At 55.6% G+C, this 26,609-nt stretch carries 31 protein-coding genes; 23 read left to right on the top strand and 8 right to left on the bottom strand.

Translation table 11 applies throughout. The annotated features are described in order from the left end of the window. The first annotated feature begins 102 nt into the window (after positions 1–102). From ACTJJ1_RS08435 to ACTJJ1_RS08415, 5 genes are read left to right on the top strand one after another with little or no spacing between them, the layout of a single operon-like run. Positions 103–1,791 carry an ABC transporter substrate-binding protein gene (locus ACTJJ1_RS08435; protein ID WP_421412764.1) on the top strand — a complete coding sequence of 563 codons (1,689 nt, stop codon included), beginning with the start codon at positions 103–105 and terminating at the stop codon, positions 1,789–1,791. A 48-nt stretch (positions 1,792–1,839) separates the two neighbouring features. Next, complete coding sequence (locus tag ACTJJ1_RS08430; protein ID WP_440833102.1) at positions 1,840–2,796, top strand: ABC transporter permease; 957 nt, start codon at positions 1,840–1,842, stop codon at positions 2,794–2,796. 2 nt (positions 2,797–2,798) lie between these two features. After that, on the top strand, positions 2,799–3,749 hold the full coding sequence (opp4C, locus tag ACTJJ1_RS08425) for an oligopeptide ABC transporter permease (protein WP_006325976.1): 951 nt from the start codon (positions 2,799–2,801) through the stop codon (positions 3,747–3,749). After that, a complete protein-coding gene (locus tag ACTJJ1_RS08420; protein WP_004945729.1) occupies positions 3,746–4,732 on the top strand; it encodes an ABC transporter ATP-binding protein in 987 nt (328 codons plus the stop codon). The genes opp4C and ACTJJ1_RS08420 overlap by 4 nt, the downstream gene beginning before the upstream one ends. Further along, entirely contained in the window at positions 4,722–5,690 is a 969-nt protein-coding gene (locus ACTJJ1_RS08415) for an ABC transporter ATP-binding protein (RefSeq protein ID WP_004945728.1), read from the top strand. The genes ACTJJ1_RS08420 and ACTJJ1_RS08415 overlap by 11 nt, the downstream gene beginning before the upstream one ends. Here the strand turns inward: ACTJJ1_RS08415 and ACTJJ1_RS08410 are convergent. Next, a complete protein-coding gene (locus ACTJJ1_RS08410) occupies positions 5,687–6,661 on the bottom strand; it encodes an alpha/beta hydrolase (protein ID WP_122289244.1) in 975 nt (324 codons plus the stop codon). The genes ACTJJ1_RS08415 and ACTJJ1_RS08410 overlap by 4 nt on opposite strands. 660 nt (positions 6,662–7,321) lie before the next feature. On the opposite strand from ACTJJ1_RS08410, the gene ACTJJ1_RS08405 reads away from it, so the two are divergent. The 6 genes from ACTJJ1_RS08405 (at position 7,322) to ACTJJ1_RS08380 (ending at position 15,417) form a co-directional block, all read left to right on the top strand. Beyond that, the gene (locus tag ACTJJ1_RS08405) at positions 7,322–8,536 is read left to right on the top strand and encodes an aspartate aminotransferase family protein (RefSeq protein ID WP_004945723.1); all 1,215 of its coding nucleotides are present in this window, start codon (positions 7,322–7,324) and stop codon (positions 8,534–8,536) included. A 52-nt stretch (positions 8,537–8,588) separates the two neighbouring features. Then, the gene (gene astA / locus ACTJJ1_RS08400; protein WP_004945720.1) at positions 8,589–9,623 is read left to right on the top strand and encodes an arginine N-succinyltransferase; all 1,035 of its coding nucleotides are present in this window, start codon (positions 8,589–8,591) and stop codon (positions 9,621–9,623) included. After that, positions 9,623–11,107: a succinylglutamate-semialdehyde dehydrogenase gene (gene astD / locus ACTJJ1_RS08395; RefSeq protein ID WP_440833098.1), complete on the top strand. Its 1,485-nt coding sequence runs from the start codon at positions 9,623–9,625 to the stop codon at positions 11,105–11,107. The genes astA and astD overlap by 1 nt, the downstream gene beginning before the upstream one ends. Before the next feature lie 240 nt (positions 11,108–11,347). Next, positions 11,348–12,688, top strand: a complete 1,341-nt coding sequence (gene astB, locus ACTJJ1_RS08390; RefSeq protein WP_004945713.1) for an N-succinylarginine dihydrolase — start codon at positions 11,348–11,350, stop codon at positions 12,686–12,688. 11 nt (positions 12,689–12,699) lie between these two features. Then, complete coding sequence (gene astE / locus ACTJJ1_RS08385; protein ID WP_004945711.1) at positions 12,700–13,683, top strand: succinylglutamate desuccinylase; 984 nt, start codon at positions 12,700–12,702, stop codon at positions 13,681–13,683. Between the two features lie 651 nt (positions 13,684–14,334). Then, a complete protein-coding gene (locus tag ACTJJ1_RS08380; protein WP_110605840.1) occupies positions 14,335–15,417 on the top strand; it encodes a porin in 1,083 nt (360 codons plus the stop codon). Between the two features lie 82 nt (positions 15,418–15,499). On the opposite strand, the gene ACTJJ1_RS08375 is transcribed toward ACTJJ1_RS08380, so the two are convergent. Further along, positions 15,500–15,724: a biofilm development regulator YmgB/AriR family protein gene (locus ACTJJ1_RS08375; protein ID WP_004945707.1), complete on the bottom strand. Its 225-nt coding sequence runs from the start codon at positions 15,722–15,724 to the stop codon at positions 15,500–15,502. 130 nt (positions 15,725–15,854) lie between these two features. Next, positions 15,855–16,046 carry a YebW family protein gene (locus ACTJJ1_RS08370; protein WP_004945705.1) on the bottom strand — a complete coding sequence of 64 codons (192 nt, stop codon included), beginning with the start codon at positions 16,044–16,046 and terminating at the stop codon, positions 15,855–15,857. Positions 16,047–16,275: 229 nt separating this feature from the next. Here ACTJJ1_RS08370 and lysM point away from each other — a divergent pair, with 229 nt between their 5' ends. The 5 genes from lysM to ACTJJ1_RS08345 all read left to right on the top strand — a co-directional run bounded on the left by lysM (position 16,276) and on the right by ACTJJ1_RS08345 (position 19,157). Beyond that, positions 16,276–16,722 carry a peptidoglycan-binding protein LysM gene (gene lysM / locus ACTJJ1_RS08365; RefSeq protein ID WP_004945703.1) on the top strand — a complete coding sequence of 149 codons (447 nt, stop codon included), beginning with the start codon at positions 16,276–16,278 and terminating at the stop codon, positions 16,720–16,722. A gap of 287 nt (positions 16,723–17,009) precedes the next feature. Beyond that, a complete protein-coding gene (locus tag ACTJJ1_RS08360) occupies positions 17,010–17,150 on the top strand; it encodes a hypothetical protein (protein ID WP_004945701.1) in 141 nt (46 codons plus the stop codon). Positions 17,151–17,173: 23 nt separating this feature from the next. After that, entirely contained in the window at positions 17,174–17,338 is a 165-nt protein-coding gene (locus ACTJJ1_RS08355; protein WP_004945699.1) for a hypothetical protein, read from the top strand. A gap of 95 nt (positions 17,339–17,433) precedes the next feature. Further along, positions 17,434–18,375, top strand: a complete 942-nt coding sequence (locus tag ACTJJ1_RS08350) for a pirin family protein (protein ID WP_004945697.1) — start codon at positions 17,434–17,436, stop codon at positions 18,373–18,375. Between the two features lie 428 nt (positions 18,376–18,803). Beyond that, positions 18,804–19,157: a DUF1304 domain-containing protein gene (locus ACTJJ1_RS08345; RefSeq protein WP_004945694.1), complete on the top strand. Its 354-nt coding sequence runs from the start codon at positions 18,804–18,806 to the stop codon at positions 19,155–19,157. A 28-nt stretch (positions 19,158–19,185) separates the two neighbouring features. Here the strand turns inward: ACTJJ1_RS08345 and ACTJJ1_RS08340 are convergent, their stop codons facing one another. Continuing rightward, complete coding sequence (locus ACTJJ1_RS08340; RefSeq protein WP_013813378.1) at positions 19,186–19,572, bottom strand: helix-turn-helix domain-containing protein; 387 nt, start codon at positions 19,570–19,572, stop codon at positions 19,186–19,188. Positions 19,573–20,085: 513 nt separating this feature from the next. After that, entirely contained in the window at positions 20,086–20,298 is a 213-nt protein-coding gene (locus ACTJJ1_RS08335) for a YccJ family protein (protein WP_004945687.1), read from the bottom strand. A 201-nt stretch (positions 20,299–20,499) separates the two neighbouring features. Here ACTJJ1_RS08335 and ACTJJ1_RS08330 point away from each other — a divergent pair, with 201 nt between their 5' ends. Next, a complete protein-coding gene (locus ACTJJ1_RS08330) occupies positions 20,500–20,739 on the top strand; it encodes a DUF2766 family protein (RefSeq protein WP_440833092.1) in 240 nt (79 codons plus the stop codon). 40 nt (positions 20,740–20,779) lie between these two features. On the opposite strand, the gene ACTJJ1_RS08325 is transcribed toward ACTJJ1_RS08330, so the two are convergent. Further along, a complete protein-coding gene (locus tag ACTJJ1_RS08325) occupies positions 20,780–21,013 on the bottom strand; it encodes a YobH family protein (protein WP_004945682.1) in 234 nt (77 codons plus the stop codon). Positions 21,014–21,191: 178 nt separating this feature from the next. On the opposite strand from ACTJJ1_RS08325, the gene ACTJJ1_RS08320 reads away from it, so the two are divergent. Continuing rightward, positions 21,192–21,335, top strand: a complete 144-nt coding sequence (locus tag ACTJJ1_RS08320; protein ID WP_006325944.1) for a PhoP/PhoQ regulator MgrB — start codon at positions 21,192–21,194, stop codon at positions 21,333–21,335. 99 nt (positions 21,336–21,434) lie between these two features. Continuing rightward, on the top strand, positions 21,435–21,707 hold the full coding sequence (locus tag ACTJJ1_RS08315) for a YebO family protein (protein WP_004945679.1): 273 nt from the start codon (positions 21,435–21,437) through the stop codon (positions 21,705–21,707). A 50-nt stretch (positions 21,708–21,757) separates the two neighbouring features. Here ACTJJ1_RS08315 and fos read toward each other — a convergent pair whose 3' ends face one another. Beyond that, positions 21,758–22,165 carry a fosfomycin resistance glutathione transferase gene (gene fos / locus ACTJJ1_RS08310; RefSeq protein WP_004945676.1) on the bottom strand — a complete coding sequence of 136 codons (408 nt, stop codon included), beginning with the start codon at positions 22,163–22,165 and terminating at the stop codon, positions 21,758–21,760. Between the two features lie 170 nt (positions 22,166–22,335). Between fos and ACTJJ1_RS08305 the strand changes: the two genes are divergently transcribed. The 3 genes from ACTJJ1_RS08305 to ACTJJ1_RS08295 all read left to right on the top strand — a co-directional run bounded on the left by ACTJJ1_RS08305 (position 22,336) and on the right by ACTJJ1_RS08295 (position 24,497). After that, positions 22,336–22,650 carry a phage protein NinX family protein gene (locus tag ACTJJ1_RS08305; RefSeq protein ID WP_006325943.1) on the top strand — a complete coding sequence of 105 codons (315 nt, stop codon included), beginning with the start codon at positions 22,336–22,338 and terminating at the stop codon, positions 22,648–22,650. Positions 22,651–22,717: 67 nt separating this feature from the next. After that, on the top strand, positions 22,718–22,954 hold the full coding sequence (locus ACTJJ1_RS08300) for a DUF4060 family protein (RefSeq protein ID WP_004945669.1): 237 nt from the start codon (positions 22,718–22,720) through the stop codon (positions 22,952–22,954). A 175-nt stretch (positions 22,955–23,129) separates the two neighbouring features. Beyond that, positions 23,130–24,497, top strand: a complete 1,368-nt coding sequence (locus tag ACTJJ1_RS08295; protein WP_006325942.1) for an amino acid permease — start codon at positions 23,130–23,132, stop codon at positions 24,495–24,497. Between the two features lie 39 nt (positions 24,498–24,536). Here ACTJJ1_RS08295 and ACTJJ1_RS08290 read toward each other — a convergent pair whose 3' ends face one another. Then, positions 24,537–24,827, bottom strand: a complete 291-nt coding sequence (locus ACTJJ1_RS08290) for a hypothetical protein (RefSeq protein WP_004945665.1) — start codon at positions 24,825–24,827, stop codon at positions 24,537–24,539. Positions 24,828–25,049: 222 nt separating this feature from the next. Here ACTJJ1_RS08290 and ACTJJ1_RS08285 point away from each other — a divergent pair, with 222 nt between their 5' ends. Continuing rightward, positions 25,050–26,048: an MBL fold metallo-hydrolase gene (locus ACTJJ1_RS08285; protein WP_041416991.1), complete on the top strand. Its 999-nt coding sequence runs from the start codon at positions 25,050–25,052 to the stop codon at positions 26,046–26,048. Positions 26,049–26,609 lie beyond the last annotated feature (561 nt).

Raw genomic sequence — 26,609 nt, 5'->3', positions numbered from 1 at the left:
GGCAATGGAATGCCGGTTTCGTTGTTAGACAGCCCTCCGGCCGCCCATTACTCTGCGATAAATTTTGTCACATTTAATCAACGGGCAGACAAGGGGCAGTGGGTGAGCAGAATAAAAAACAAGATAAACAAACTGTTGCAAAAACGGCTGGCGCCATTGGCGATAGCCTGTGCCGTGGGCCTGGCCTTCAGCGCTCAGGCGGAACTCCTGACGGAAGGCATTACCCCGGCCAGCGACGCCAGCCAGGTGCCGGCGGCCGCCAAGTTGCGTAAAGACACCGTGGTGGCCGGTATTCTCGAGCCGCAGGGCAATTTTAACCCTTATCTGTTTACCAACGGCTGGGACGAGAACGTTACCGACGTGATTTTCACCCGCTTGATTGGCCTGGACAGCCAGGGCAAACCGGTGGCGCGGCTGGCAGAATCCTGGCAGATCAGCCCGGACAACCGGGTGTATACCCTCAAGCTGCGTCCCAACCTGGTCTACAGTGACGGATCGCCGATAAAAGCTGAAGATATCGCCTTTACCCTTACGTTGCTGCATGACCCGGCTTATGACGGCGACACCGACATTGCTCCGGCGCATATCCAGGGCGGGGCGGAGTATAAAAACGGCACTGCGCCCAGCATCAGCGGGCTGAAGGTCGTCGACGATCGCACTATTCAAATCACCACCACCCAGCCTGGGGCGACGACCTTGCAACTGATCGGCGGGCCGGTGCTGTCGAAAGCCTATTACGGCAAGGATTACCAGCGCGGCAAGCTGGAGAGCGTGCGTGCGCTGAACGGTAAGCCGTTGGGCAACGGGCCTTATATTTACGATAAATACGTGCCGGGGCAGGAGATCCGTTTCCACGCCAACCCGAATTTCTACCTCGGCTCGCCGCCGGTGGCGCGCTTTATTTACCGCGTGACCAACCCGGCCACCAACTTCCAACTGTTCCAGACCGGCGAAACCGATTACGACGCCTTCACCGCCAAGCCGGATGACATTGAGCAGTTGAAGCTGCTCGGCTTTGCCAACATCAATCTGTACAGCTCCAGCGACTACAGCCGTATCGATTTCAACTTTAAGCGGCCGGCGTTGCAGGATGCGCGCGTGCGGCAGGCCTTAATCTACGGGCTGGACCGCCAAAAGCTGATTACCGTGGTGTATCAGGGGTACGGCACCGTGGCTAATCAGCCGATCTCTCCCGTTTCCTGGGCTTACGATCCACAGGGTATTAATCCGTACGCCTACGACGTCAACAAAGCGAAGCAACTGCTGGATCAGGCCGGCTGGAAACCGGGCGCGGACGGCATTCGCCAAAAAGACGGCAAAAAGCTGGAGCTGACGCTGCTGGTGACCAAAAAGCTGCTGAATGACGCACTGGTGCCGATCGCCAAAGACAACTACCGGCAGATTGGCGTGCTGCTGAAGCCGCAGGTGCTGGATTTCAACGCCTTACTGGCGCAACGCAAGGCGGGCAATTATGACCTGGCATCGCTCAGTACCAGCAGCCTGAACGATCCGCATGATGGGGTGCGCGATTACATCAGCCAGGTGAGTGAAACCGGCTACAACAACCCGCAGGTGGACAAGCTGATCGGCCAGGCCAACGCTACGTTGGATATCGAGCAGCGCAAACCGTTGTATCACCAGTTGTATCAGGTCTTGGCCGAAGATCCGCCGGTAATCCTGCTGGGCAACCGCAAAATCCTCAGCGCCAGCAGCGCCCGTGTAACCGGCTTTAAACCGGACGTCTACAACGGCCTGACCGGCAGCCTGCCGGACGTAAAACTGGTTCAGTAACGGCAAGACGCCGTCGCGCCATCGTGCGCGGCGGCGAGGAAAAACACCATGAGAAATTTTATCCTGCGCCGCCTGCTGCAAACCATTCCGATGATGCTGCTGGTGTCACTGCTGATTTTCTTTATCTTCGCGCTGACCCCCGGCGACTTTATTGACGGCAACATCAACCTGACACCGCAGCGCGCCGCCGAACTGCGGGCGTTGTATGGGCTGGACCAGCCGATGCTCATCCGCTATTGGCACTGGCTCGGCCAGTTGCTGCAAGGCAATCTCGGCTTTTCGCTGCAATACCAAATCCCGGTCAGCACGCTGTTGAACCAGTACATCTGGAACTCGTTCCTGCTGGCTTCGGTGGCGCTGGTGCTGTACTGGGGCATCGCGCTGGCGGTGGGGGTGGTTTCGGCGATGAAACCCTATTCGCTGTTCGATCATTTGGTCACGGTGGCGGTGTTCGGCGCCATGTCGTTCCCGACGTTTTTCCTGTGCCTGCTGTTGATTAAATGGTTCGCCGTCGACCTGCATTGGTTGCCGGCGGGCGGCATGCTGCGCACCGGCAGTGAAGCGACCGGGCTGGCGTGGGTATTGGAAGTGGCGGCGCACCTGCTATTGCCGGTACTTGCGCTGGTGATGTTGCAGGCCGGCACCCTGACGCGCTATTTCCGCGCCAGCATGCTGGACGTTATCCGCATGGACTATATCCGCACCGCGCGCGCCAAGGGACTTAAAGAAAAAACGGTGATCGTCAAACATGCGCTGCGCAATGCGCTGTTGCCGATCATCACGCTGTTGGGGTTTGAGCTGCCGGCGCTGTTTTCCGGCGCGCTGATCACCGAAAAGATCTTCAACTGGCCGGGGGCGGGGCATATTCACATCGACTCGCTGGCCGCGCGCGACTATCCGGTACTGATGGGCTTTACGCTGTTTCTGGCGGTGCTGACCATTTTGGGCAACCTGCTGGCGGACATTCTGTACGCCTATGCCGACCCACGAATTCGTTTGAGGTAAACATGTTGGCAACGCTGTTTTTTGGTCGCCGTCGTCGCTGGCGGCAGGCGCAACTTCCGGCGCTGGCGCAGTTGTCGCCACCGCCGGCTGCACAGGCCTGGCAACGGCTGCGGCGCCACCGGCTGGCGATGGCCTCGCTGTTGTTGCTGCTGATCCTGGCCGTGCTGTGCATTTTGGGGCCGATGCTGTCGCCGTGGCAGGACGACGCCGGCGACGCGCTGAACATTAACCAGGCCCCCAATGCCGCGCACTGGTTGGGTACGGATTTTCTCGGCCGCGATATTTACACCCGGCTGCTGTTGGCGGGGCGCATCTCGCTGACCATCGGCCTGGTGTCGATGCTGCTGTCGGTGACGCTCGGCTACCTGTTGGGGGCGTTATCCGGCTATTTGGGCGGCATCGTGGATAAGCTGATCATGCGTTTTGCCGATCTGTTGATGACCATCCCCAGCCTGCCGCTGCTGATCATTATGGGAGCGATGTTGTCCGAGCTGGACGTCTCGCCGGATTACCGTATCTACATGGTGATGATCATGCTCAGCCTGTTGGGCTGGCCTTCGCTGGCGCGGCTGGTGCGCGGCCAAATCCTGTCGCTGCGCGAGCGTGATTTCATGCTGGCGACCGAAGTGCTGGGGTTGTCCACGCGGCGACGTATTTTCGGCCACCTGCTGCCGAATACCATCCCGATCCTGGTGGTGGTGGCGACCATGGGGGTGGCCAACGCCATTCTCAGCGAATCGGCGCTCAGCTATTTGGGGCTGGGTGTGGTACCGCCGACGCCGTCGTGGGGCAACATGATGGATGCCGCCAACAGCCTGATCGATTTTCAGCGTCGCCCCTGGCTGTGGATGCCGCCGGGTCTGGCGATTTTTATCACCGTAGTGGCGATTAACATTCTGGGCGACGGCCTGCGGGACGCGCTCGATCCGAAAATGAACGGGGTAAGACGATGAGCCAACCGCTGGTAGCTTTTAATCAACTGTCGGTGGCCTTCAACGGCGAGCAAGGCCGGGTGCGGGCGGTGCAGCAGGTGAGTTTCGAACTGCACGCCGGGCAGACGCTGGGTGTGGTTGGCGAGTCCGGCTGTGGCAAAAGCGTCACCGCCCTGGCGATGATGGGGTTGTTGCCGCAGCCATTGGCGCAGATCGACGGCGGCGAGATTTATTTTGACGGCCAGGATTTGCTGAAACTGCGTCCGCAGCAGATGGCCGATTTGCGCGGTAACCGCTTGGCGATGATCTTCCAGGAACCGATGAGCGCGCTGAACCCGGTGCTGACCATTGGTGAGCAACTGGTGGAGCCGCTTATCCGCCACCGAGGGGCGGCGCCGAAGGCCGCCTGGCGGGAGGCGACGGCGTTGATTACGGAGGTGGGATTGGCGCGTGCAGAGCAACTGATGGCCAGCTACCCGCACCAGCTTTCCGGCGGCATGCTGCAACGCATCATGATCGCCATGGCCATCAGTTGCCGCCCGGCGTTGCTGATTGCCGACGAGCCGACCACGGCGCTCGACGTCACCGTGCAGGCGCAAATCCTGGCGTTGCTGCGTGAACAGGCGCAAAGGCACAATATGGCGATGATGCTGATCACCCACGACCTTGGGGTCATCGCTCAGATGGCCGACCGGCTGGTGGTGATGTACGCCGGGCGCATTGTCGAGCAGGGGGCCACCCGAGAGGTGTTGGCTAACCCGCAGCATCCGTACACCCAGGGGCTGATGGCTTCGCGGCCGGTGGCCGGACAGCGGCGGCGCCGACTGTATTCGATCCCCGGTCAGGTGCCCGATCTGGCCCGTTTGCCCGACCATTGCGCTTTTGCCGATCGTTGCTCGCAGGTGAGCGCACGCTGTCGTGACGGCATTCCGCCGCTGTATGGCCATGCGCAACGTCAGTCCGCTTGCTTTCTGAACGCGGGAGGGCGTATTCATGTCGGCTGAATTACTGGTTGAAGTGAAGGGGCTGAAGAAGTATTTCCCGCTGCGCGATGGCCTGTTCGGCCAAACGACCGGGCAATTGCGGGCGGTGGATGACGTCAGTTTCGCCATTCGCAAGGGCACCATTTTCGGTTTGGTGGGCGAATCCGGCAGCGGTAAAACCACCGTTGGCCGCACGTTGCTGGGGCTGCATGATAAAACCGCCGGTGAAGTGTCGTTTAACGGGCAGGCGCTGGATGCGCTCAGCCCACGCCAACTGCGCGCCCTGCGCCCGAAGATGCAACTGGTGTTTCAGGACCCCTACAGCTCGCTGAATCCGAGAATGCGCGTTGGCGATGCGATTGGCGAAGCCCTGCTGCAACACGGTCTGGCGACTAAAAGTGAATTGCGCGACCGGGTGATCGACACTATGGAGATCTGCGGGCTGTCGGCGCAGCACTACGGCCGTTTTCCGCATGAGTTCTCCGGCGGCCAGCGGCAACGCATCGGCATTGCGCGTGCGGTGATCTTGCAGCCCGAGTTTATCGTCGCCGATGAGCCGATTTCGGCGCTCGACGTCTCGATTCAGGCGCAGATCATCAACCTGTTTTCCGATCTCCAGGAGCAGCAGGGCGTAACCTTCCTGTTTATTTCGCACGATCTTGGGGTGGTGGAACACCTGTGTCAGGATGTGGCGGTGATGTATCTCGGCCAGATTGTCGAGAGCGCCGATCGCGACAGCCTGTTTCGCCAACCGCGGCATCCTTACACCCAGGCGTTACTGGCGGCGGTGCCCAGCCTGGATCCACTGCGGCAGCCGCAGGCGATGGCCAGGGGGGAGTTGCCCAACCCGGCTCAACCGCCGCACGGTTGCCGTTTTCATCCCCGTTGCCCGCAGGCTACCGCTCAGTGTCGGCAACAGGCCCCCGCGTTACGTACCCTGGCGGCAGGGCACCGTGTGGCCTGCCATTATGCCGATTAGGCCAGATAGTGTTTCAGCGCGCGCCCGGCCTGGTGGATGGCCGAGTGCACCGCCGGGACGTGGGCTATCGGGTTCAGCAAGCCATAATCGTGGATCAGCCCATTATAACGAGTGGAGGTGACTTCTACGCCGGCGGCGTTAAGCAGGCGAGCATAGGCTTCGCCTTCGTCGCGCAACACGTCCAGCTCCGCAGTCTGCACCAGCGCCGGCGGTAAGCCTTTCAGCTGTTCCAGCGTAGCATTGAGCGGTGAAGCGTAAATCTCTTTGCGTTGTGCCTTGTCGGTGGTGTAGTTGTCCCAGAACCATTTCATCATGTTGCGCGTCAGGAAGTGGCCTTCGGCGTACTGGTGATAGGAGTCGGTATCAAAGCTGGCATGGGTCACGGGCCACAGCAGAATCTGGCTGCGCAACGCCGGCGTGCCCTTTTCCTTGGCCATCAGGCTGACCACCGCCGCCATATTGCCGCCTACGCTGTTGCCGACTACCGCCAGCCTCGAACCGTCGACGTTGATTTTTTCGCCGTATTCGGCCACCCATTCAGTGGCGGCATAGGCCTGGTTGATGGCGGTGGGATAATGCGCTTCCGGTGAAGGGGTGTAATTGACGAACACCGCCACGGCACCGGAACTGTGCACCAAATCGCGCACCAGCCGTTCATGAGTCGGGAAGTCGCCCAGCACCCAGCCGCCGCCGTGGAAGAACATGAATGCCGGCAGCGCTTCTTTTACTCTGGCCGGCCGCACCAGATGCAGCAGGATATCCTGCCCCTCAACGTGGATGGTCTTCTCGCTGATTTCGACTTCGTACAGCGGCACCTCAACGCTGCTTTGCGCCCCCTCCAGCACTTTACGCGCCTCTTTCGGTTTCATCTGTTCCATCGGTTTGCCGCCGCCGGCATTTAACGCATCCAGGAATACGCGAATATCCTTTTGCGCTGCCGGTTGGGTGGGATCAACAGTTTTTTTAGACATCATGGCTCCTCAAGTGCGGGGTGGTCGAAATCACAGTGTAGTTGCTGCTTAACAAATAGGTGATCTGGCGAGTGGATGAACCGCCGGCGGACAGGAGCATGGCCCGGCAGAGCCTTAACTGACGCGGGATTGCTCGTCGCTGGTGCATTCGCTGCACTTAAATGGGGCGAAAGTGTGATCGGGCGCAAATCGGGCCAAATTATTTTTGCGAGCGCGATCAGAAATATTGAAGTTTTTTGCAATTGAATAGGATTTCGCGGCCAATGATGATTTTTAGCCTTATTTTTTCAATTATTCATTACCAATGCATAATTATTGAATAAGTATGCATTGTAAGCCGTTGTTTTAACGAAAAAAAACGCGATATTCGCCAAAAATCCCGTTTTGGCACGATAGCTGCTCTACACTCTTTATCAAACGGCATGTATTTTAACTGCTCGTTAACATTTATTCCCCGTTCAGAGACCGGATACGCGGCAGAAATAGTGGAAAACCGATTTTATGTAACAGATTTGTTTCTGAATAGCCGGTAGATGGCAGAGTTATCACCGGGTGAAAAGCGGAATCAACGGCGCGGTTTTTTTGTTTTGTTGCGGAATATCCGGGCAGGAACGGCCCTTACAGTCAAAATTCAGCCTTTGCTGAGGTTATGAGGTCATTATGGAACAGCCAATCGCAGTTACCCGCCAGTCTTTCGACGACTGGATGGTCCCGGTTTATGCCCCCGCTGATTTTATTCTGGTGCGGGGAGAGGGGTCACAGGTCTGGGACCAGCAGGGTAAGTCTTACATCGATTTTGCCGGCGGCATCGCGGTTAATGCGTTGGGGCACGCGCATCCGGCGGTGAAGGCGGCGCTGGTGGAGCAGGCGGGGAAACTGTGGCATCTGGGCAACGGCTATACCAACGAACCGGTGCTGCTGTTGGCGAAACAGCTGATTGACGCCACCTTTGCCGAGAAGGTGTTTTTCTGCAACTCCGGGGCGGAAGCCAACGAAGCGGCGTTGAAGCTGGCGCGTAAACGTGCGCTGGACAACGGCAACGCCGGCAAGAACCAGATTGTGGCGTTCAATAACGCTTTCCACGGCAGGACGCTGTTCACCGTGTCTGCCGGCGGCCAGCCGAAGTATTCAAAAGATTTTGCGCCGCTGCCGGGCGGTATCAGCCACACGGCGTTTAACGATCTGGCTGCCGCGGCTGAGCTGATCAACGACCAGACCTGTGCGGTGATTGTGGAGCCGATTCAGGGCGAAGGTGGCGTGCTGCCGGCCGATGCCGCTTTCCTGCAGGGCTTGCGTGAGCTGTGCGATCGCCACGATGCGTTGCTGATTTTCGATGAAGTGCAAACCGGCGTGGGCCGCACCGGCCATCTGTATGCTTACATGCAATACGGTGTCGTGCCGGACGTGCTGACCACCGCTAAAGCGCTGGGCGGTGGCTTCCCGATTGGCGCCATGCTGACCACCGACGCATTGGCCAAAACCCTGAGCGTAGGTACCCACGGCACCACCTACGGCGGCAACCCGCTGGCGACGGCGGTGGCGGGCGCGGTGTTCTCCATCATCAACACGCCAGAGGTGCTGGAAGGCGTGAAGCAGCGCCACCAGTGGTTTATCGACGGCTTGAACGAAATTAACCGGCAATACCCGATTTTCTCTGAAATTCGCGGTGGCGGTCTGCTGATTGGCTGCCAGTTGAATAAGGATTATGCCGGCAAGGCAAAACAGATCACCCAGTTGGCCAACGAAGAGGGCGTGATTGCACTGATCGCCGGCCCGGATGTGGTGCGCTTCACCCCTTCACTGATCATTCCAGAGCAGGATGTGAAAGAGGGGCTGGCGCGATTCGCGCGTGCTGTGGCGCGGATTTGCAGCTAATACACAGGCTGCGCCTTAACCGGCGCAGCCTGATTCTGACGAGGTTCGCATTATGATGATTATTCGCCCTATAGAGCGTCGCGATTTGGCTGATTTACTGACGCTGGCCGGTAAATCCGGCATCGGTCTCACTTCCCTGCCGCAAGATGAAGATACGTTGTCGGCGCGCATTGAGCGGGCGTTAAAAACCTGGCAAGGCGAACTTCCGCGTGGCGAGCAGTGCTATCTGTTTGTGCTGGAGGACAGCGAGCGCCGGCAGGCGGTAGGGGTTTGCGCGATTGAAGTGGCCGTTGGGCTGACTGAACCCTGGTACAGCTTTCGCGTCGGTACCCAGGTGCACGCGTCCAAACAGTTGAACGTCTATAAATCGGTGCCGACGCTGTTTCTCAGCAACGATCACACCGGCCATTCCGAGCTGTGTACGCTGTTCCTCGATCCGGACTACCGTCACGGCGAAAACGGCAAACTGTTGTCGAAGGTGCGTTTCCTGTTTATCGCCGCTTTCCGTGAGCGTTTTTCCGCGCGGCTGATTGCCGAAATGCGCGGTTTCTCCGATGAAGAGGGCCGTTCGCCGTTCTGGGAGAGCGTCGGAAACCATTTCTTTTCCATCGAGTTCGCCAAGGCGGACTACCTGAGCGGTACCGGACAGAAGGCGTTTATCGCCGAGCTGATGCCGAAACACCCGCTGTATGTCGATTTCCTGGCCGAAGACGCGCAAAAGGTGATTGGCCAAGTGCACCCACAGACCGTTCCTGCCCGCCGGGTGCTGGAGTCTGAGGGCCTGCGCTATCAGGGCTATGTCGATATCTTCGACGGCGGGCCGACGCTGGAAGCGGAAATCGACCAGATCCGCGCTGTCAAAGAGAGCCGCACGGTGAAAGTGGTGTTGGACGAGACGCCGATGCGCGCCGATGCGCCGGCTCTTCTGGTGGCCAACGATCATTATCAGTCCTACCGCGCACTGCTGGTCAATGCCGATCTGTATGACGAGCGTCTGCATCTCAATGCGGAAACCGCTGCGGCGCTGGGCGTTGAGCAAGGCAGCCTGGTGCGGGTCATCCCCCTCATTTCAAAGGAGAAAGCCTAATGTCACATCCTGCACTGTTTATTAACGGCGCCTGGCAACAGGGCCGGGGCGCTGAATTCGGCAAAACCGATCCGGTCGACAACCAGACGCTGTGGCAGGCCAATGCCGCCGATGGCAGTGATGTCGCCGCCGCTTGCGAGGCTGCTCGCGCCGCGTTCCCGGCCTGGGCCCGTACTCCGTTTGAACAGCGTGAGCAGTTGGTAAAGCGTTTTGCTGCCCTACTGGAAACGCATAAACAGGATTTGGCGGCGGTGATCAGCCGTGAAACCAGCAAACCGCGCTGGGAAACGTTGACCGAAGTGCAGGCGATGATCGGCAAAGTGGCGATTTCCCTGCAGGCTTACCAGGCGCGGACCGGCATCAGTGAAACCGCGATGGCGGACGGCGCTTCGGTGCTGCGCCATCGGCCGCATGGCGTGCTGGCGGTATTCGGGCCCTATAACTTCCCGGGCCATTTGCCGAACGGCCACATTGTGCCGGCCCTGTTGGCGGGCAATACGGTGGTCTTTAAACCCAGCGAGCTGACGCCGCTGACCGCCGAGGAAACGCTGAAGCTGTGGCAGCAGGCCGGCTTGCCAAACGGGGTGATCAACCTGGTGCAGGGCGGGCGCGAAACCGGCGAAGCGCTGGCTGCCAGTGCAGATATCGACGGTCTGCTGTTTACCGGCAGCGCAGGGACCGGCTATCACTTGCATCGCCAATTGGCGGGGCAGCCTGAAAAGATGCTGGCGTTGGAAATGGGCGGCAACAACGCGTTGATTGTCGACCAGATTGACGATCGCGATGCGGCGGTCAATCTGGCGATTCAGTCGGCGTTTATCTCCGCCGGCCAGCGTTGCACCTGTTCGCGCCGCATTCTGGTGAAACGCGGCAGCGAGGGCGATGCCTTCATTGAACGTTTGGTGCAGGTGGCGGGCGCTCTGCGCGTCGGCCGTTGGGACGCTGAACCGCAGCCGTTCATGGGCGGGGTTATTTCCTCTGCGGCGGCGGAAAAAATGCTGGCGGCGCAGCATCATTTGTTGTCTTTGGGCGGCAAAGCCTTGCTGACCATGCAACGGCTGGAAAGTGGCAGTGCGCTGCTCAGCCCCGGCATTATCGATGTGACCGGCGTACGGGACGTGCCGGATGAAGAATATTTCGGCCCGCTGACCACCGTCATTCGCTATAACGACTTTGACGAGGCGTTACGCATCGCCAACCAGACGCGTTATGGCCTGTCTGTCGGCCTGGTGTCGCCGCAGCGTGAACGCTTTGATCAACTGCTGTTGGAAGCGCGTGCCGGTATCGTCAACTGGAACAAACCCTTGACCGGCGCCTCCAGTGCCGCGCCGTTCGGCGGAGTGGGGGCCTCGGGCAACCACCGCCCAAGCGCCTATTACGCGGCGGATTACTGCGCTTGGCCAATGGCGTCGCTGGAAAGCGAAAGCTTGACTCTGCCAGCAAGTCTGTCGCCAGGGCTGTCGTTTAATATCGATACACCCTAAATTTGAGGCCGGTGGGGGTCATGACAGGTTAACCGACCGTTGAGTGCACCAGCTCTCAAGAATGTCGGCGCTCGGTATGACGCCCCACAGCCAGGCGCCGTTATTTAGCTGGGCACCCGGCTGTGCTGTACAGGAATGTACAAATGTCGCGAGCGCATGGACGCGCTAGATCGGCCAACTTGACATTCACGGGGTATGTTTTTTGAATAGGGCCGAGCCTGCTCGGTCCGGGAGAACAGCATGGCAGGATATGAAGTCAATTTTGATGGCCTGGTGGGCCTGACCCATCATTACGCCGGATTATCGTTTGGTAATGAAGCCTCTACGCAGCACCAAAACAGCGTGTCCAACCCGAAACTGGCGGCCAAACAGGGGTTGCTGAAGATGAAAGCGCTGGCCGATCTCGGCTTCCAGCAGGGGGTTTTGCCACCGCAGGAGCGGCCGCATGTGCCGATGCTGCGCAAACTGGGTTTCAGCGGCAGCGATGAGGCCGTGTTGGCGCAGGCGATGCGTCAGTCGCCACGTTTGTTGTCGGCGCTCAGTTCGGCCTCCTGCATGTGGACCGCCAATGCGGCCACGGTTTCGCCTTCGGCGGACAGCAAAGATGGCAAGGTGCATTTCACCGCCGCCAACCTGAACAATAAATTCCATCGTGCGATTGAGGCCGAGACCACCTCCGGCGTGCTGCGCGCGATTTTCAACGATGAACGCCATTTCGCCCACCACGAAGCCTTGCCGCAGGTGGCGTTGTTTGGCGACGAAGGCGCGGCCAACCACAACCGGTTGGGCGGCGACTATGGCAAACGCAGCGTGCAGATGTTTGTCTATGGGCGCCAGGAGTTCGGTGGCGAAACGGCCCCGACACGCTACCCGGCACGCCAGACGCGTGAGGCCGGCGAGGCGATTGCTCGCCTGCATCAATTGGATGAGCAGCACACCGTGTTTGTGCAGCAAAACCCGGCGGTGATCGACCAGGGCGTGTTTCATAACGACGTGATTGCGGTCAGTAACCAGAACGTGCTGTTCCATCATCAGCAGGCGTTTCATCAGCAGCAGCAAGCGCTGGACGAGGTGCGCCGCAAGATGGCGACGCTGGACTGCGAACTGACGGCGATTGAGGTGCCGACGGCGCAGGTCTCGGTGGCGGATGCGGTATCGACCTATCTGTTCAACAGCCAGATTTTAACCAAACCTGACGGCAAGATGATGATTGTGGTGCCGGAAGAGTCACGCCAGCATGGCGGTGTGTGGCGCTATCTGAGCGAGATGGTGACCGGCGGCGGGCCGATCGATGAAATCAAGGTATTCGATCTGCGTGAGAGCATGCGTAACGGCGGCGGGCCGGCGTGCCTGAGACTGCGTGTGGCGCTGAATGAACAGGAACTGCGGGCGGTGAATCCGCGCGCGATGATGAACGATACGCTGTTCGTTACGCTCAATGAGTGGGTCGATCGCTATTATCGCGATCGGCTGACGCAAAACGATTTGGCCGACCCGCAGTTGCTGCGCGAGGGGCGCGATGCGCTGGACGCGTTGACGTCCATACTCGGGCTGGGGTCGGTTTATCCTTTCCAACAATAGACGGAGCTGCCATGTTTGATTTGTTGGCCCTGACGCTGGCGGGGCAAGCCCCGGCCAACCAACAGGGTGATAACCTGAATGTGCACTGGCGCTGGCTGGGGGAAGGCCTGTTGGAAATCACTCCGCACCAGGCTTACCGGCAGGCGGTGGTGCTTTCCGCCGGGATACACGGTAATGAAACGGCACCGATTGAACTGCTGAACCAATTGGTCAATGCACTGCTGGCGGGTGAAAGGCCGCTGGCGGTGCGGCTGTTGGTGGTGCTGGGTAACCCGGCGGCGATACGTGCAGGTAAACGTTATCTGCACAGTGACATGAACCGCATGTTCGGCGGCCGCTATCGCGAGTTTAACCACAGTGGTGAAACCGCGCGGGCGCAGCAACTGGAGCAGGTGATAACGGCGTTTTTCGACGGGGAGGAGGCCGCGCGTTTCCATTATGATCTGCACACGGCGATACGTGAATCGCGGCTGCCGCGTTTTGGCATTCTGCCCTTCCAGACGCGGCCTTACAGTGCGGAGATGCTGGGGGTGCTGGATGCCGCCGATCTTGACGCGCTGGTGATCCACAGCGCGCCCGGCGGCACCTTTAGTCATTTTTCCAGCGAGCACGCCGACGCCGCAAGTTGTACGTTGGAGCTGGGCAAGGCGAAACCCTTCGGCAGCAACGATCTGCTACAGTTTGCCGCCATTAACCGTGCGTTGCAGGGGGTGGTGAGCGCTGAACCTTTACCTTCTCGGCTGGGTGAGGCGCTGCGCCTATTCCGCGTAGAACAGTCGTTGATTAAGCGCAGTGAGGCTTTCAGGCTGCACCTTAGCGACGACACCGCCAATTTTACCGAGCTTAAGCAGGGCACTTTATTGTGCGAGCAACCGGGTGAGGAGTACCGGGTTCAACATGCCAGCGAGTGGATTCTGTTCCCCAATCCTGGCGTTGCGCTTGGGCTGCGTGCCGGTATGGTGCTGACTGAGGTGCCGCGCAGCACGCTGTATTAATCTGTCAGCCATGTTGGCGGTTTTCATTTGCGGTGTACGCCAGGTTGTAGCGTTGTCAGCTGCAACCTGGAGTTAGCATGGTGTATTATTCTGTAGTATTTGTTCATTCCCTTCTCTTTATATATCCGCTATTCACTGTTGCCATTTCTTAAATTTAATTTCCCCCGGTATTACTATTTTGACGGTTTGAATCGTATTGACTATGAGAACCTGTAAAAGATCTGCTTAAAACTCGGTTAATGGTCTAAATCAACGCAGCGACTTTGTTCAGATAAAAATGTGAAATAAGTAACGTTATTAGTAACCACGCTAAGTTTCATGTTATTTACGTATCGTTTATAAAGTAGGCAAAAAGAAAGTAATTTGCCCTAAATTAGTGCAATGCACCAATTTGGTTATAAGTTATGTGTCAAATATCAATATGAATCAATGATTTGATGATAACCTTGGTTGTAATATTCAGTTACAAATAAACATGCTTTACCCACGGTATTTTATGAACTTTTTCTTTTGAAGTTTGGATTCATGATGCTAATGTCACATGGCCCCTGATTAGGGGCGCTCATAAAATACTAAATGATAAAGATCACAGCCCAAATCATAAATTGGGCGTGATGGGCAGGTTTTTAATTATAATATCTAGGAAAATAAATGATGAATCGCAGTGTATTAGCCTTAGCTGTTGCCCTTGCGGCAATCACCTCCTTTGCCAACGCGGCTGAAATTTATAATAAGGATGGCAATAAACTTGACCTGTACGGTCGCGTTTCCGCCAAACATGTTTTCAGCGATGATAAATCTGAAGATGGCGACAAGACTTATGTCCGTCTGGGTTTCAAAGGCGAAACGCAAATCAATGACCAACTGACCGGTTACGGCCAGTGGGAATATAACGTCCAGGCCAACCACGACGAAGCGCAGGGCACTACAGGCACCAAAACCCGTCTGGGCTTTGCCGGTCTGAAGTTCGCCAACTACGGTTCATTCGACTACGGCCGTAACTACGGCGTGGTGTACGACGCGGAAGCCTACACCGACATGCTGCCGGAATTCGGCGGCGATTCTTACAGCTACACCGACAACTACATGACCGCGCGTTCCAACGGCTTGGCAACTTACCGTAACCGTGACTTCTTCGGGTTGGTGGAAGGCCTGAACCTGGCAGTACAGTACCAGGGTAAAAACGACGGTGACAGTCGCAGCGTGACCAAGCAGAACGGTGACGGCTACGGTCTGTCATTGGATTACCAGGATATCGGTGGCTCAGGCGTTGGCGTGGCGGCGGCATTCTCTGACTCGAACCGCACCAGCGATCAAAAGAAACTGCAGTACGGCAAAGGCGACAGCGCGACGGCCTGGACCACTGCGGTTAAATACGACGCCAATCAGGTTTACCTGGCGGCAATGTATGCTGAAACCCGCAACATGACGCCAATCAGCGGCAACGGCGTGTCTGGCTTCGCCAACAAAACTCAGAACTTCGAGGTGGTCGCTCAATACCAGTTCGAAAACGGTCTGCGCCCATCTCTGGCTTACGTGCAATCCAAAGGCAAGGATATTGAAGGGCTTGGCGATGTCGATCTGGTGAAATACGTGGAAGTGGGTGCGACTTACTACTTCAACAAAAACATGTACACCTATGTCGATTACAAAATCAACCAGCTGAATGACGACAACAAGCTGAAACTGAGCACAGACGATATCGTTGCGGTCAACCTGACTTATCGTTTCTAAGTTTCAACGCTATTACCTTCATCCTGTGTCGGGATAACGGTCAAAAGGCAGGGCGCAAGCTCTGCCTTCTTTATTTGGGGCGCTATCCTTTGGCTGCCTGGCCCACGACTTCAATAGCGGAGCGCAGGGTTTCAAAGCGCTGCTGATTTTTCTCATGTTCAATCTCGGCGACCAAATGGGCCAAAATATTATTGCCGGACACTTTCTTATTGAGATTGATCAGTTGGATCACCGCGCCACCGAGTACCAGGCTGACATCGCGTAACAGGGTTTCATAATGTTCGTCTGAGAGAGCAGATACGGGCATGATGCCGTCTCCATATCGTTCGGGTGAGGCAATTTAGCAAAGTGGCGGTATAAAATATCGTAGACACACCTCTTTTCCGATGAATTCAGAAATTCCTCAGAGGTAAATAGTGGAAAAATGGACGACCGCTCTACAACGGCGCATATTCACTGGCAGGTAGCCAGAAACCATCGATAAAATCCTCCACCGGAAAACACCCGGCGTGGCGCAGATTTTGTTCCTTCATGACGACCAGGCACTGGGGTTCATTGCGCAGCACGTCAACCACGATATCGGTGCAGCCGCCATCCAGATAACATACAAACATCACCAGTGCGTACATAACGTCTTGCGTCCTCTACCCAAATCTCTCCATACCTTTATTGTAGGTAAAAACGGGGTGTCTTTCAGTGCGAGAATCGGTGCAAAGCGATGGATTGGCAACAAAAGGGTGCACTTTCGGATTACTCCAGCGGCTGAATGCCGCAGGAGCAATTGAATATCCCTTTTGCAGTGCTAAGCTTAACAAGCCTTAAGTGAACGCAACATTGTAACCATCGAAAGGAGTGAATATGGGATTGTTTAACTTCGTCAAAGAAGCTGGCGAAAAACTGTGGGACACAGTGACCGGCAATGCGACTGCCGAAGACCAAAGTGCCAAACTGAAGGAGCACCTGGATAAAATCGGCCTGCCGGGTGCCGATAAGGTCGACGTGCAGGTGGTGGATGGCAAAGCCGTGGTGACCGGGGACGCCGTCAGCCAGGAACTGAAAGAAAAAATCCTGGTGGCGATCGGTAACGTGGCGGGTATCAGCGGTGTGGAAGACAAGGTGTCTGTTGCACAATCTGAAGCCGAAAGCCGTTTCTATACCGTGAAGAAGGGCGACACTCTGAGCGCAGTGTCGAAAGAAGTGTACGGCAACGCCAATCTGTACAACAAGATCTTCGAAGCGAACAAACCCATGCTATCCAGCCCGGACAAAATTTATCCAGGACAGGTTCTGCGCATCCCGCAGTAAAGAAGATAAGATATCCAGGAGCCCGATGTGATATCGGGCTTTTTTTATCGTAGGTCATATCAGTTTTACTGATTATTTTTTGATTTTAATAAAAGTTGTGAATGTTTTATACTCGCCGCCGCCTCTGCTCCCGGGGATGTTGACCCTGGCGAGGAAAGTTGATAGCGTCTTGCCACTATTGAGGTCTGAATGGCGTTGACGCAGAATCTAAGAAAACCGCAGTAGCGCGTTTTTATCGACCATCCCATAACAGTAGCGTTTACGCGTGATGAGTTAAGATAGATTTTGTGAAAGAACAACGTAATGCCTCACAAGACAAAAACTACCGTGAAACTCTGGGGGATGCGCAGTTTGCCATCATTGTGCTGGCGATCGCGTCCTGCTCCCTGATCATCTTTACGCTGTCAGTCACTCTGTGGCTGACATGATGTCGTTCTGTACAGGAGATAAAATGGAGCATAATCTCCACGATGAAACCAAACTGCTGGCTGTTATCGGCTTGCTGGTTTCCGTGTTGTTGGTCGTATCGATACTCTTTGGTGTGACGTATTTCTCCGATTTGAAGCACGCACGTGACGAAATTGATGTAAAAGGCTGTTATATCAAGACGTCCTGACGCTCTCCGCCCCCAGGTTGCATCGAGGCCGCCGGCTGTGTGATAAGCTGGCTTTGCCATCAATTCAACCTGTGTGCCGTTCTGGAGGCGTTACTATGAGCAACTCCCGCCCAACCCATTCTTCTTCTTCCCGTGACTGTCCCGTGGTCGAGGGTGTGCGTCAAATACAACGCATTACCGCACGGAATGCCGAAGTCGGCGGTATCCCTATCAATCGCGCCTTACCTACCCGCGAACGCCGTACCGTGGGCGCCTGGTGCTTTCTCGACCATGCCGGACCTTCGGTCTTCAGCGGCTCCTCTAAAGGTATGGACGTGGGGCCGCACCCGCATATTGGCTTGCAAACCTTTACCTGGATGATTGAAGGAGAGGTGCTGCATCGCGACAGCCTGGGTAGCGAGCAGGTGATTCGTCCGGGCCAGGTCAATCTGATGACGGCAGGACGCGGTATCGCCCATACAGAACAGTCAACGGGGGAAGAGCGGCGTTTACATGCCGCACAGCTGTGGATTGCTCTCCCTGCCGACGATGCCGATATGGCGCCGCGCTTCGATCATTATCCCGACTTGCCGTCCTGGGAAAAAAATGGGGTTAGGCATACTTTGTTGGTGGGCGAGTTTGAGCAATACCGTTCTCCGGTGTTTACATTTTCGCCATTAATCGCCATTGATTTGGCGTGGCAGAGCGACGGCTATTTACCCTTACCTTTGCGGGAAGACTATGAAATAGGTTTTTTGCCCCTTGTTGGTGCAATTGAGGTTAATGATGAAAAATTTTCACCTGATGAGTTCGCCTATTTAGGCATGAATCTTAACCAAATCGGGTTAAATGCCAAGAAGGGCAGTCGGGCATTATTAATCGGCGGGGTGCCATTAAACGAAGAGATTCTCATTTGGTGGAACTTTGTCGGCCACAGTAAGCAAGATATTACCCAGGCGCAGCATGACTGGGAGCAGGGGAATAGCCGTTTTCCGGATGTGAGTGGTTATAGCGGGCCGCGTATGACCGCGCCACGCCTGCCCTGGAACGGGGTTTGATGCTCTCTGGCTATAACGATGAGGCGATCTTATTCATTTCTTTCTATCAACGCTGAATTAATGTGATCGAAAGTCCATGTTTTAGATCGAATATAATTTATCTGGTAAATAGTGATCTGGCGCAAATAATTGGTCGGAGCAGTGGATTAAGATATCTTTCAAGAAGTGTTGTTATCTAACCGCTAGTCAGAAGCCTGTGAGGTCATTATGAGCCAAGTACTCTATCGTGCAAGATTATCCCATGTTGTTATTGCAACGGCGGCTTTTTGGATCTCTATCGCAGCTATGCTGGTTGTTGCGCTAAGCTAACACTGAGTGATTAGGTAATAGACCCGCTGCGGCGGGTTTTTTTATGTCTGATTATTCGCAATTTTCCGAATGCGGTTATACTTATTAAACCTGATTCTTAATTAGCCTTTGAAAATACAATGGTAATTCTTTCTAATGTTATCGTGATATTAATAGCCGCGATTCATCTGTATATCCTGATCCTGGAAATGTTCCTTTGGCAGACGCCGACCGGCAGACGCGTGTTCGCCACTACGGCGGAATTTGCGGCTGCAACGCGGGTGCTGGCCGCTAACCAGGGGTTGTATAACGGTTTCCTGGCTGCCGGGCTGGCATGGGGAGTCTGGCGTGCTGATCCGACGGTGCAACTGTTTTTCCTCGGCTGCGTGCTGGTGGCGGGCATCTTCGGCGGCCTGACGGCGAGCCGTAAAATTCTTAAGGTTCAGGCGCTCCCTGCGTTGATTGCCATTTTGGTGGTGATTTGGGCCCATTAGCCCGCCGGTGGGTACGGCGGGAGAGCGGTCAGGCGGTTTTTTGATGGATGACGTGCAACGGCGGGGCGATGTGCAAATCCACGCTTAAATCCTGGCGGAAATCATAAGGCGTGATGTTGAACCGTTTTCTGAACATATAAGTAAAATGTGACTGCGAGCCAAAACCAAAATCCAGTGCAATGTCAAAAATGGTAGCGTCACTGCTGCGCAATTGATAAACCGCACCGGCCAGGCGGCGCTCGCGGATATACTTGCCCAGCGAAATCCCGGTCGCTTCTTTGAACAGCTTCTGCATGTGCCACAGGGAGTAGCCGGAGTACTCGGCCAACTCTTCGAGATGGATCACTCTACCTAGGTGAGTTTCGACCCATTTACTGAGGGCGCAGACTAATGAGAGGTGATGTTCTTGTATCATCAGTGCGTCTGTGTGAGATCTACATAGCGGTGAAGTATACACAACTTGCCGCCCCGGACAAAAAGCCCACCCGCTCCAGGGCGAAATTATTCGGAAAAACCATCATCAGGTGGCTTGTCAGCCGGAAGGAAAAACGGCTAATCTGAGATTGCCCGTTACCGCTGATACTAAAGTGGTTCAGGCCGCAGGAAATAAACCGCCTAGACAGAGTCAGCCGTAACAACTCAGCGTTGATGGGGTGATCGCATGTTAATGACAGTGATTATTACTCTGGTTGTAATCGTGGGCGTTGCCGCTTTTATGGTGACACCGGTAATGAGAATGAATAATGCGGAAGGTGTGGGAGGTGAAGAGCCGTGAGATCAGGCCACAATATAACCCGCTGTGGGATGTGACAGACTACCGAAAAAGCCTGGATGTTCATACCCGTCGTGTTTCGCGTCAGCGCGTTTTGGCTGCAACCTGAAATGCACAGGGCATCGTTCATCCGGGCTTTTTGTTGATAACGTCCGATCAGACGTTTTTGCGCTCTACGGTTTCTTCGCCCCAGTACAGCTGATCGGCACTGGTTTTGGCGAAGGCCATTTCCAACGCTTCGTCACTGCCTTCCTCCCAGATTTTTTGCGCCAATATCTCGTCGTTCTTCGCCAGCTCAAAAATCGCCTCGGCAATTTCAACCGAAGTTTCGCGCACTGTCGCCCAGGATTTCACATTGTGGTTTGCCATCACGTTCTCCCGTCAGGTTAGGATTTGCAATGCGCCGCCAAGCGCAAGGCTCAAGCCCCAAGTATAGGCCAATTCGGCAGGGCGTTTTGCCGACCAATGCGCATTAACGCTGAAAATTCAGCGGCAAACGGCGTGGGGGGCGGAAAAGCGGCAGGCGGCATGGTATTCTGTGCGGCGTCTGAACTAAGAAGGAAAGTCACTATGTCCGACATGCTGAGCAACGATCAGGAATTGGCATCCGATCTGGTCGCCTGCCAACTGGTCATCAAACAAATTCTGGATGTCATTGACGTTATCGCACCAACCGAGGTGCGGGAAAAAATGGCAAGTCAGTTGAAAAGCATCGATTTCTCCACCCATCCTGCCGGTGCCGATCCGGTGACGCGGCGGGCTATCGAAAAAGCGATTGCTTTGATTGAGATGAAATTCACGCGTAATTGATGGGAAACCGCCGTTTGACGGCGGTTTCGGACGGTGGTGATCAATCCACCACCGTTTCGATCTTTTTGAACAGCGGGCAGTCGGCAATGCCAATCACGCCGTTGTCACCGTGCAGATACTGCGCTATCACCACATTCCGCGCCGTCAGGTATTTACACTGCAACCCCAGCCCACCGACGTTTTGATTGCTGCCGATAAGCACCCCGTACCCCGAAAACAGAAATACGCCATACAGCACCGCCAGCGCCGCGATCCACTTAATCAGCTTACCCATTGTGACTCCTGTTATTGATTGTCGTAGCGATATAGCCACGAGCCAGAGCAGGGCGCAACGGTAACATTCTGAAAAATAAACCCAGGTGAGATTTCTAAACGACCGGTTAAACTTCGTTTAAGTTGGCCGTGATAGGCTGAGTAACCAATTACCAAGATAACAATGAGGCTGCTAAAATTTGTTGCGAAAAAAAATCCTCGTGATAATTGCGGCTCTGGCTGCCTGTCTGTTTTTTTATCTGCTGGCACTGGACAGTTATTGTGATGAGGGGGAGAGGTTTGCGTTGGGAATTTGTTCAATCACTCGCTTTGTTCCCTGGTGAGGTGCGCGGCGGTGCGCAACAATTTTCCGCGGAGATGTTCGTGCCCATACCCGGAGTGCTAAGATGTCCGCCTGATTTTAGCAGTAGATAGGGTTGTCCATGTACGATTTAGGTTTTGGTCCAAATAGCCTGGTTTCGCTGGCCATCGCAGCGCTGGCGCTGCTGGTGGGATTATGGGGCTGGTTCCTGGTGAACCGCGCCAGCGTGCGTGCCAATGAACAGATTCGCCTGTTGCAGGAAATAGCCGAGCAGCAGCGCCAACAAACGGCGTTACTGAAAAGCCTGGCGCAAAGCGCCCGCGGCGACAGCGTGGCGGACGATGACGATCTCAGCCCGGCGCTGGATTTCAAGGGATTCATCCCCGAACGTTAATCAGCTGCCTGTCGGGTGGCGCTTCACGCACTTTGTGCCACCCGCCTTCCTCAGAAAAACTCCATCCCCTGATAAGGTTGAGCACGGCATGCTGCCAGACGACTGGCCAGATCGCCGCTGTGAATTTCTAACTGATGCCCGTCGGGATCGAGAAAATACAGTGATTCCCCCTCGCTGCGGTTGCTTTTCCACTCTTTTACTCCTGCCTGGCGTAGCCGTAATGCCACGGCCGAAAAATTCTCCGCCGCCACGCTGAAGGCGTAATGGGTGTAGTCACCTGGCGCGTTCAGTGCTCGAGAATTGTCCCATGACAGGCACAGCCACAGTTCCCCAAGGGACAGATAGGCGCCATGTTGCCAGCGCGCACGCGGAATGAATCCCAGCAGGTTGGTATAGAAATCGAAACTGCGGTTGACGTCGCGTACCGCGAGCGTCAGGTGGTTGAGGCCGCTCAACATGGCGATAATTTCCGTGTAAAGAAACAGCTAAAAAGTGTAATCATCCTAATCGGGAATATAAAGTGGTAAAAACATTAGTATGGATAATATGAAAAGCCGTCGCTTTGTCATAAATCTGTCGTATTGGCATCGTAATGTAGCGCCAACCTTACGAAAGATGGATGAAGCCGATGATTAAATGGTATGAAGAAAGCGACGCCGAGGTGAACCGCAGCATTGCGTTGATCACCGGAGAAAACCCGGAAAAATGGTATCCTTACGGCGGCGTGAAAGGTAAAGATTATTGCAAGAATCCCTCCGATGCCTGGCCGATTATCTGCGCCAATAAAATCAGTTTGAATGCTGACGGCCAAAGCGATAACCCGCTGTGGCAGGCCCGCATGATCACCCAGCGCGGTGAGTGGCAGGCAGACAGCAACAGCCCATTGCGCGCCGCGATGATCTGTTTCCTGCTGAGCCAGCAAACCACCGAGATGGCCCGTTGAACCACCAGAAATACTGATGATTTTTCCCTTTTTATGACAACAGAACTGTCTCTGGCGGAGCCTGTTTATGAAGCGCATTATTAAAGGTGATAAAAACTTGTCTCATCTGGTGATTGCCCATGCGGCAATCGATCGTCATGCCGAAAGCTTTGGGCAGCGCCGACAGGGCTGGCCCTCGACCTACCTGATAAAATATCAAAACGATCGCGTGGCAGTGGAAGTGGTCACGCGTCGCCAGTCCTATGTCGCGACGCTGATGATTGGCGCACGCAATCTGACCAAACTGTGCGGCCTGCCAGGCTGAATCCCAGCCATTCCGGCGCCATTCTTTGCATAAAATAGCATCCTGGTTCCTGTGGCCGGGGTGCTTCTCCTTGATGCTCCCGGGGTTAAGTGTTAAAAAGCCGCCCGCAGATACATTTATTGATTGGCGAAATCTTGTGCGAAAGCGACGGGATTCAACGCCATATGAGGATAAGATGGGCGGTCAGCAACAGGATACTCCGCTAAAACGCGGTTTAAAAAACAGACATATACAACTTATCGCCCTTGGGGGCGCCATCGGTACCGGCTTGTTTCTCGGCATCGCGCAGACCATTAAAATGGCTGGCCCTTCCGTACTGCTGGGCTACGCAATCGGTGGCGTTATCGCTTTTCTGATTATGCGCCAACTGGGTGAAATGGTGGTTGAAGAGCCGGTCGCGGGGTCATTCAGCCACTTTGCCTATAAATACTGGGGCGATTTCGCCGGTTTCCTTTCCGGCTGGAACTATTGGGCCATGTTCATTCTGGTCGGCATGGCCGAGTTAACCGCCGTAGGGATTTATATTCAGTATTGGTGGCCGGACATCCCGACCTGGGTTTCCGCTGCGGGATTTTTTGTGCTGATTAATCTGATCAACCTGGTCAACGTGCGCCTGTATGGCGAAACGGAGTTCTGGTTCGCCATCATCAAGGTGGTGGCGATTGTCGGCATGATCGTCTTCGGCGCCTGGCTGTTGGTCAGCGGAAATGGCGGCCCGCAAGCCAGCTTCGGCAACCTGTGGGAGCAGGGGGGCTTTATGCCGCACGGCATAGAAGGGCTGGTCATGGCGATGGCGGTGATCATGTTTTCATTCGGTGGGCTGGAGATGGTCGGCATCACGGCAGCGGAAGCCGCCGATCCGCGCCGCAGCATTCCGAAAGCCACCAACCAGGTGGTGTACCGCATCCTGATTTTTTATATCGGCTCACTGACCGTACTGCTTTCTCTCTACCCATGGGACAAGGTGGTGGAAGGCGGCAGCCCGTTTGTGATGATTTTCCACGCGCTGAACAGCAACCTGGTGGCGACCCTCCTTAACGTGGTGGTGCTGACGGCGGCGCTGTCGGTGTATAACAGCGGGGTCTATGCCAACAGCCGCATGCTGTTCGGCTTGGCGACGCAGGGGAATGCGCCGAAGGCGTTGACCCGGGTGAATAAGCGCGGCGTACCTGTGCTGTCCATTGCGCTGTCGGCGCTGGTGACCTCTGTCGGCGTGCTGATCAACTACGTGATGCCCGGCAAGGCGTTTGAGCTGTTGATGGCGCTGGTGGTGTCTACGCTGGTGATTAACTGGGTGATGATTTGCCTGGCGCACCTGAAGTTCCGTGCGGCGAAAAACCGCCAGGGGGTGATCCCGAGCTTCAAGGCGTTGTGGTATCCGTTTGGCAACTACCTGTGCCTGGCGTTTCTCAGCCTGATTCTGGTGATCATGTATTTCAGCGAGGGGATCCGCATCTCCGTGCTGCTGATGCCGGTATGGATCCTGCTGCTGTGGGTCGGTTTTATGCTGACGCGCCGTAAAGGCGCCAAAGTGCGGCGTTAATCTATAACGGAGGCGCCTTGCGCGCCTCCGGTTCAGGCTTTAGCTACGTGGCATAAAGGCCGTGCCCTGATTGCCGCGGCTCAGCCCCAACAGCTTCCTGCACAGCAGGAACAGGGTGGTGACGATATCGATAGCGACCACGCTAAGCATCAGCACGCCCAACATGAAAAAACTCACCAGCGCGCCAAACAGCAGCACCAGCGGTGCCGGCACTCTCACCCGGCGGAGCTTCATCGCCGCGTACATTTTCCAATACTGGCTCTGTTGCCGCATCGCGCTACGGATACGGCCCAGACGAACACGTGATTTGCGTGATGTAGAACGGCTCATAACTTCTCCTTTTCTGAATGTCCTATAAGTAAATCATAAAGATCTTAAGAGATGCTTAACAGGCTCTTTATGGCCCTGGCATGCTCACAGGGACTGTGACAACACAATATCCGAAAAGGTCCCCCCCGAGGTGAGCACGGTTCACAAAGCACGCCAATCGACTATCTTGTTATGTTATCTAATCTGCCCGTGCAGGGTGTCCGCAGTGGTCGGGAGAGCAATTTGAAGAGAATCAATCGTTACTATGATGCCGCGAAAGCTCACCACACCCCGGAGGGGTTTCGCAATCCGGAACCGACTCAGCGTCAGGAAGGGGATCTGAGACGCTGGCAAAATGAGCGCAAGCAGCAAGGGTTGCCCAAACCGCCGCAGTTGGGGTATCAGCAATTTACCCAGCGCTGGTGGCAGCCTGCCGACCTCAGCGGCAGCGATGACGGCATCTGGTGGCTGGGGCACGCTTCGATGCTGCTGCGTCTGGATAGCCGCTATATCCTGATCGACCCGGTGCTTTCGCAACGCGCATCTCCGCTGAGTTTCTACGGCCCTAAACGTAAAACGCCGCCGCCGTTGACGGTGCAACAATTACCGGCGGTGGATGTGGTGTTGATTTCTCACAACCATTATGACCACCTTGATCGGCGGACCGTGCGCCAATTGGCGCGACGTTTTCCCAACGCGACCTTTATCGTGCCTCTGGGGTTAAAAAGCTGGTTCCGGCGTTATCGCCTCAAGCGTGTGGAGGAATTGGACTGGTGGGACAGCCTGTCATTGGGCGAGTTAAGGTTCCACTGTACGCCGGCGCGTCACTGGAGCATGCGTACCCTGTGGGATCGCAACCGCTCTTTGTGGTGCGGCTGGGTTATTCATCATCCGTCGCTGCGTTTCTATTTTTCTGGCGACAGCGGTTATTCGGAACGGCTGGCGGATATCGGCGCGCGCCTGGGGCCGTTTGACGTGGCAGCGTTGCCGATAGGCGCTTATGCACCGCGTTGGTTCATGCAGGAACAACATATGGATCCGCAGCAGTCGGTGACGCTGTATCAGCAATTAAATTCGCCGCGGGTTATTCCGATTCATTGGGGTGTTTTTGAATTGGCCGATGAGTCGCTGGATGAACCGCCACAGCAATTAAATCTGGCATTGAGTTCCGCCGGAATAGAGCGGCATCAGTTCTTGCCAATCAAAATTGGCGAGCGCATTGCGCTTGATTCTAACTCTTAGGGGTTAACCCCGTCCCGTGAGGGACGGTTTTTCGGATTGAACCGCCTGCAAGGCCGCCCGGTTGCGGGCTGCCGTTGTACGGGGGAACGGCGGAGGGCGTTATCAGGTGCCGGGTCTGATGAGTGGGGGCGAATAGCGAGGTGCGCAAAAAGGCAAAATAATTAGACCCGAGAGTTGGTTTTGTCGGCAGAGTAAATACCCCCTGTCTTTTTAAGATTTAATTCGGTTATACATTCTCATGGATTTTAGGGTTATTGCCGTTATTTAATCCTGCCGTCAGCAGGATATTTATCCGGCTATGCACAATGATGGTGCGTAATTTTCCCCGTTGCATGCTTATGCACCTTAAAGCGGCAGTGCCATTTGTTTTTTGCCGGGGGTCCGATTGTGCAGCGGGTATTCGCGATAACTAATATTAATAATTAGCATCGGTATTATTTTCTCCGGAGACGGGAAGGTTATCAGACAGGCGGCGGCACCGGCGTTGGGCCGTCCAGATGGCGACCAAGTGGTCTGACGAGTTTGAGGTCAAAGGCACCCGTTCATCGATATTCAAATGTT

Origin of the sequence: Serratia sp. 22264 (assembly GCF_052045345.1) — a bacterium.
GTDB classification, from domain to species: domain Bacteria; phylum Pseudomonadota; class Gammaproteobacteria; order Enterobacterales; family Enterobacteriaceae; genus Serratia; species Serratia plymuthica.
The sequence above is the reverse complement of the archived record's forward strand: the minus strand, read 5'-3'. Positions and strand labels throughout refer to the sequence as shown.

Bases quoted from the DNA above. Each gene is read 5' to 3' on its own strand.
- ACTJJ1_RS08415 (WP_004945728.1), top strand. From the start codon at position 4,722: ATGTCGGCTGAATTACTGGTTGAAGTGAAGGGGCTGAAGAAGTATTTC.
- astE (WP_004945711.1), top strand. From the start codon at position 12,700: ATGTTTGATTTGTTGGCCCTGACGCTGGCGGGGCAAGCCCCGGCCAAC.
- ACTJJ1_RS08340 (WP_013813378.1), bottom strand. From the start codon at position 19,572: ATGATACAAGAACATCACCTCTCATTAGTCTGCGCCCTCAGTAAATGG.
- astB (WP_004945713.1), top strand. From the start codon at position 11,348: ATGGCAGGATATGAAGTCAATTTTGATGGCCTGGTGGGCCTGACCCAT.
- ACTJJ1_RS08350 (WP_004945697.1), top strand. From the start codon at position 17,434: ATGAGCAACTCCCGCCCAACCCATTCTTCTTCTTCCCGTGACTGTCCC.
- ACTJJ1_RS08300 (WP_004945669.1), top strand. From the start codon at position 22,718: ATGAAGCGCATTATTAAAGGTGATAAAAACTTGTCTCATCTGGTGATT.
- ACTJJ1_RS08405 (WP_004945723.1), top strand. From the start codon at position 7,322: ATGGAACAGCCAATCGCAGTTACCCGCCAGTCTTTCGACGACTGGATG.
- ACTJJ1_RS08355 (WP_004945699.1), top strand. From the start codon at position 17,174: ATGGAGCATAATCTCCACGATGAAACCAAACTGCTGGCTGTTATCGGC.
- ACTJJ1_RS08345 (WP_004945694.1), top strand. From the start codon at position 18,804: ATGGTAATTCTTTCTAATGTTATCGTGATATTAATAGCCGCGATTCAT.
- ACTJJ1_RS08330 (WP_440833092.1), top strand. From the start codon at position 20,500: ATGTCCGACATGCTGAGCAACGATCAGGAATTGGCATCCGATCTGGTC.
- ACTJJ1_RS08325 (WP_004945682.1), bottom strand. From the start codon at position 21,013: ATGGGTAAGCTGATTAAGTGGATCGCGGCGCTGGCGGTGCTGTATGGC.
- astA (WP_004945720.1), top strand. From the start codon at position 8,589: ATGATGATTATTCGCCCTATAGAGCGTCGCGATTTGGCTGATTTACTG.
- ACTJJ1_RS08375 (WP_004945707.1), bottom strand. From the start codon at position 15,724: ATGCCCGTATCTGCTCTCTCAGACGAACATTATGAAACCCTGTTACGC.
- ACTJJ1_RS08295 (WP_006325942.1), top strand. From the start codon at position 23,130: ATGGGCGGTCAGCAACAGGATACTCCGCTAAAACGCGGTTTAAAAAAC.
- opp4C (WP_006325976.1), top strand. From the start codon at position 2,799: ATGTTGGCAACGCTGTTTTTTGGTCGCCGTCGTCGCTGGCGGCAGGCG.
- ACTJJ1_RS08410 (WP_122289244.1), bottom strand. From the start codon at position 6,661: ATGTCTAAAAAAACTGTTGATCCCACCCAACCGGCAGCGCAAAAGGAT.
- astD (WP_440833098.1), top strand. From the start codon at position 9,623: ATGTCACATCCTGCACTGTTTATTAACGGCGCCTGGCAACAGGGCCGG.
- ACTJJ1_RS08370 (WP_004945705.1), bottom strand. From the start codon at position 16,046: ATGTACGCACTGGTGATGTTTGTATGTTATCTGGATGGCGGCTGCACC.
- ACTJJ1_RS08430 (WP_440833102.1), top strand. From the start codon at position 1,840: ATGAGAAATTTTATCCTGCGCCGCCTGCTGCAAACCATTCCGATGATG.
- ACTJJ1_RS08305 (WP_006325943.1), top strand. From the start codon at position 22,336: ATGATTAAATGGTATGAAGAAAGCGACGCCGAGGTGAACCGCAGCATT.
- ACTJJ1_RS08315 (WP_004945679.1), top strand. From the start codon at position 21,435: ATGTACGATTTAGGTTTTGGTCCAAATAGCCTGGTTTCGCTGGCCATC.
- fos (WP_004945676.1), bottom strand. From the start codon at position 22,165: ATGTTGAGCGGCCTCAACCACCTGACGCTCGCGGTACGCGACGTCAAC.
- ACTJJ1_RS08420 (WP_004945729.1), top strand. From the start codon at position 3,746: ATGAGCCAACCGCTGGTAGCTTTTAATCAACTGTCGGTGGCCTTCAAC.
- ACTJJ1_RS08335 (WP_004945687.1), bottom strand. From the start codon at position 20,298: ATGGCAAACCACAATGTGAAATCCTGGGCGACAGTGCGCGAAACTTCG.
- ACTJJ1_RS08380 (WP_110605840.1), top strand. From the start codon at position 14,335: ATGATGAATCGCAGTGTATTAGCCTTAGCTGTTGCCCTTGCGGCAATC.
- lysM (WP_004945703.1), top strand. From the start codon at position 16,276: ATGGGATTGTTTAACTTCGTCAAAGAAGCTGGCGAAAAACTGTGGGAC.
- ACTJJ1_RS08290 (WP_004945665.1), bottom strand. From the start codon at position 24,827: ATGAGCCGTTCTACATCACGCAAATCACGTGTTCGTCTGGGCCGTATC.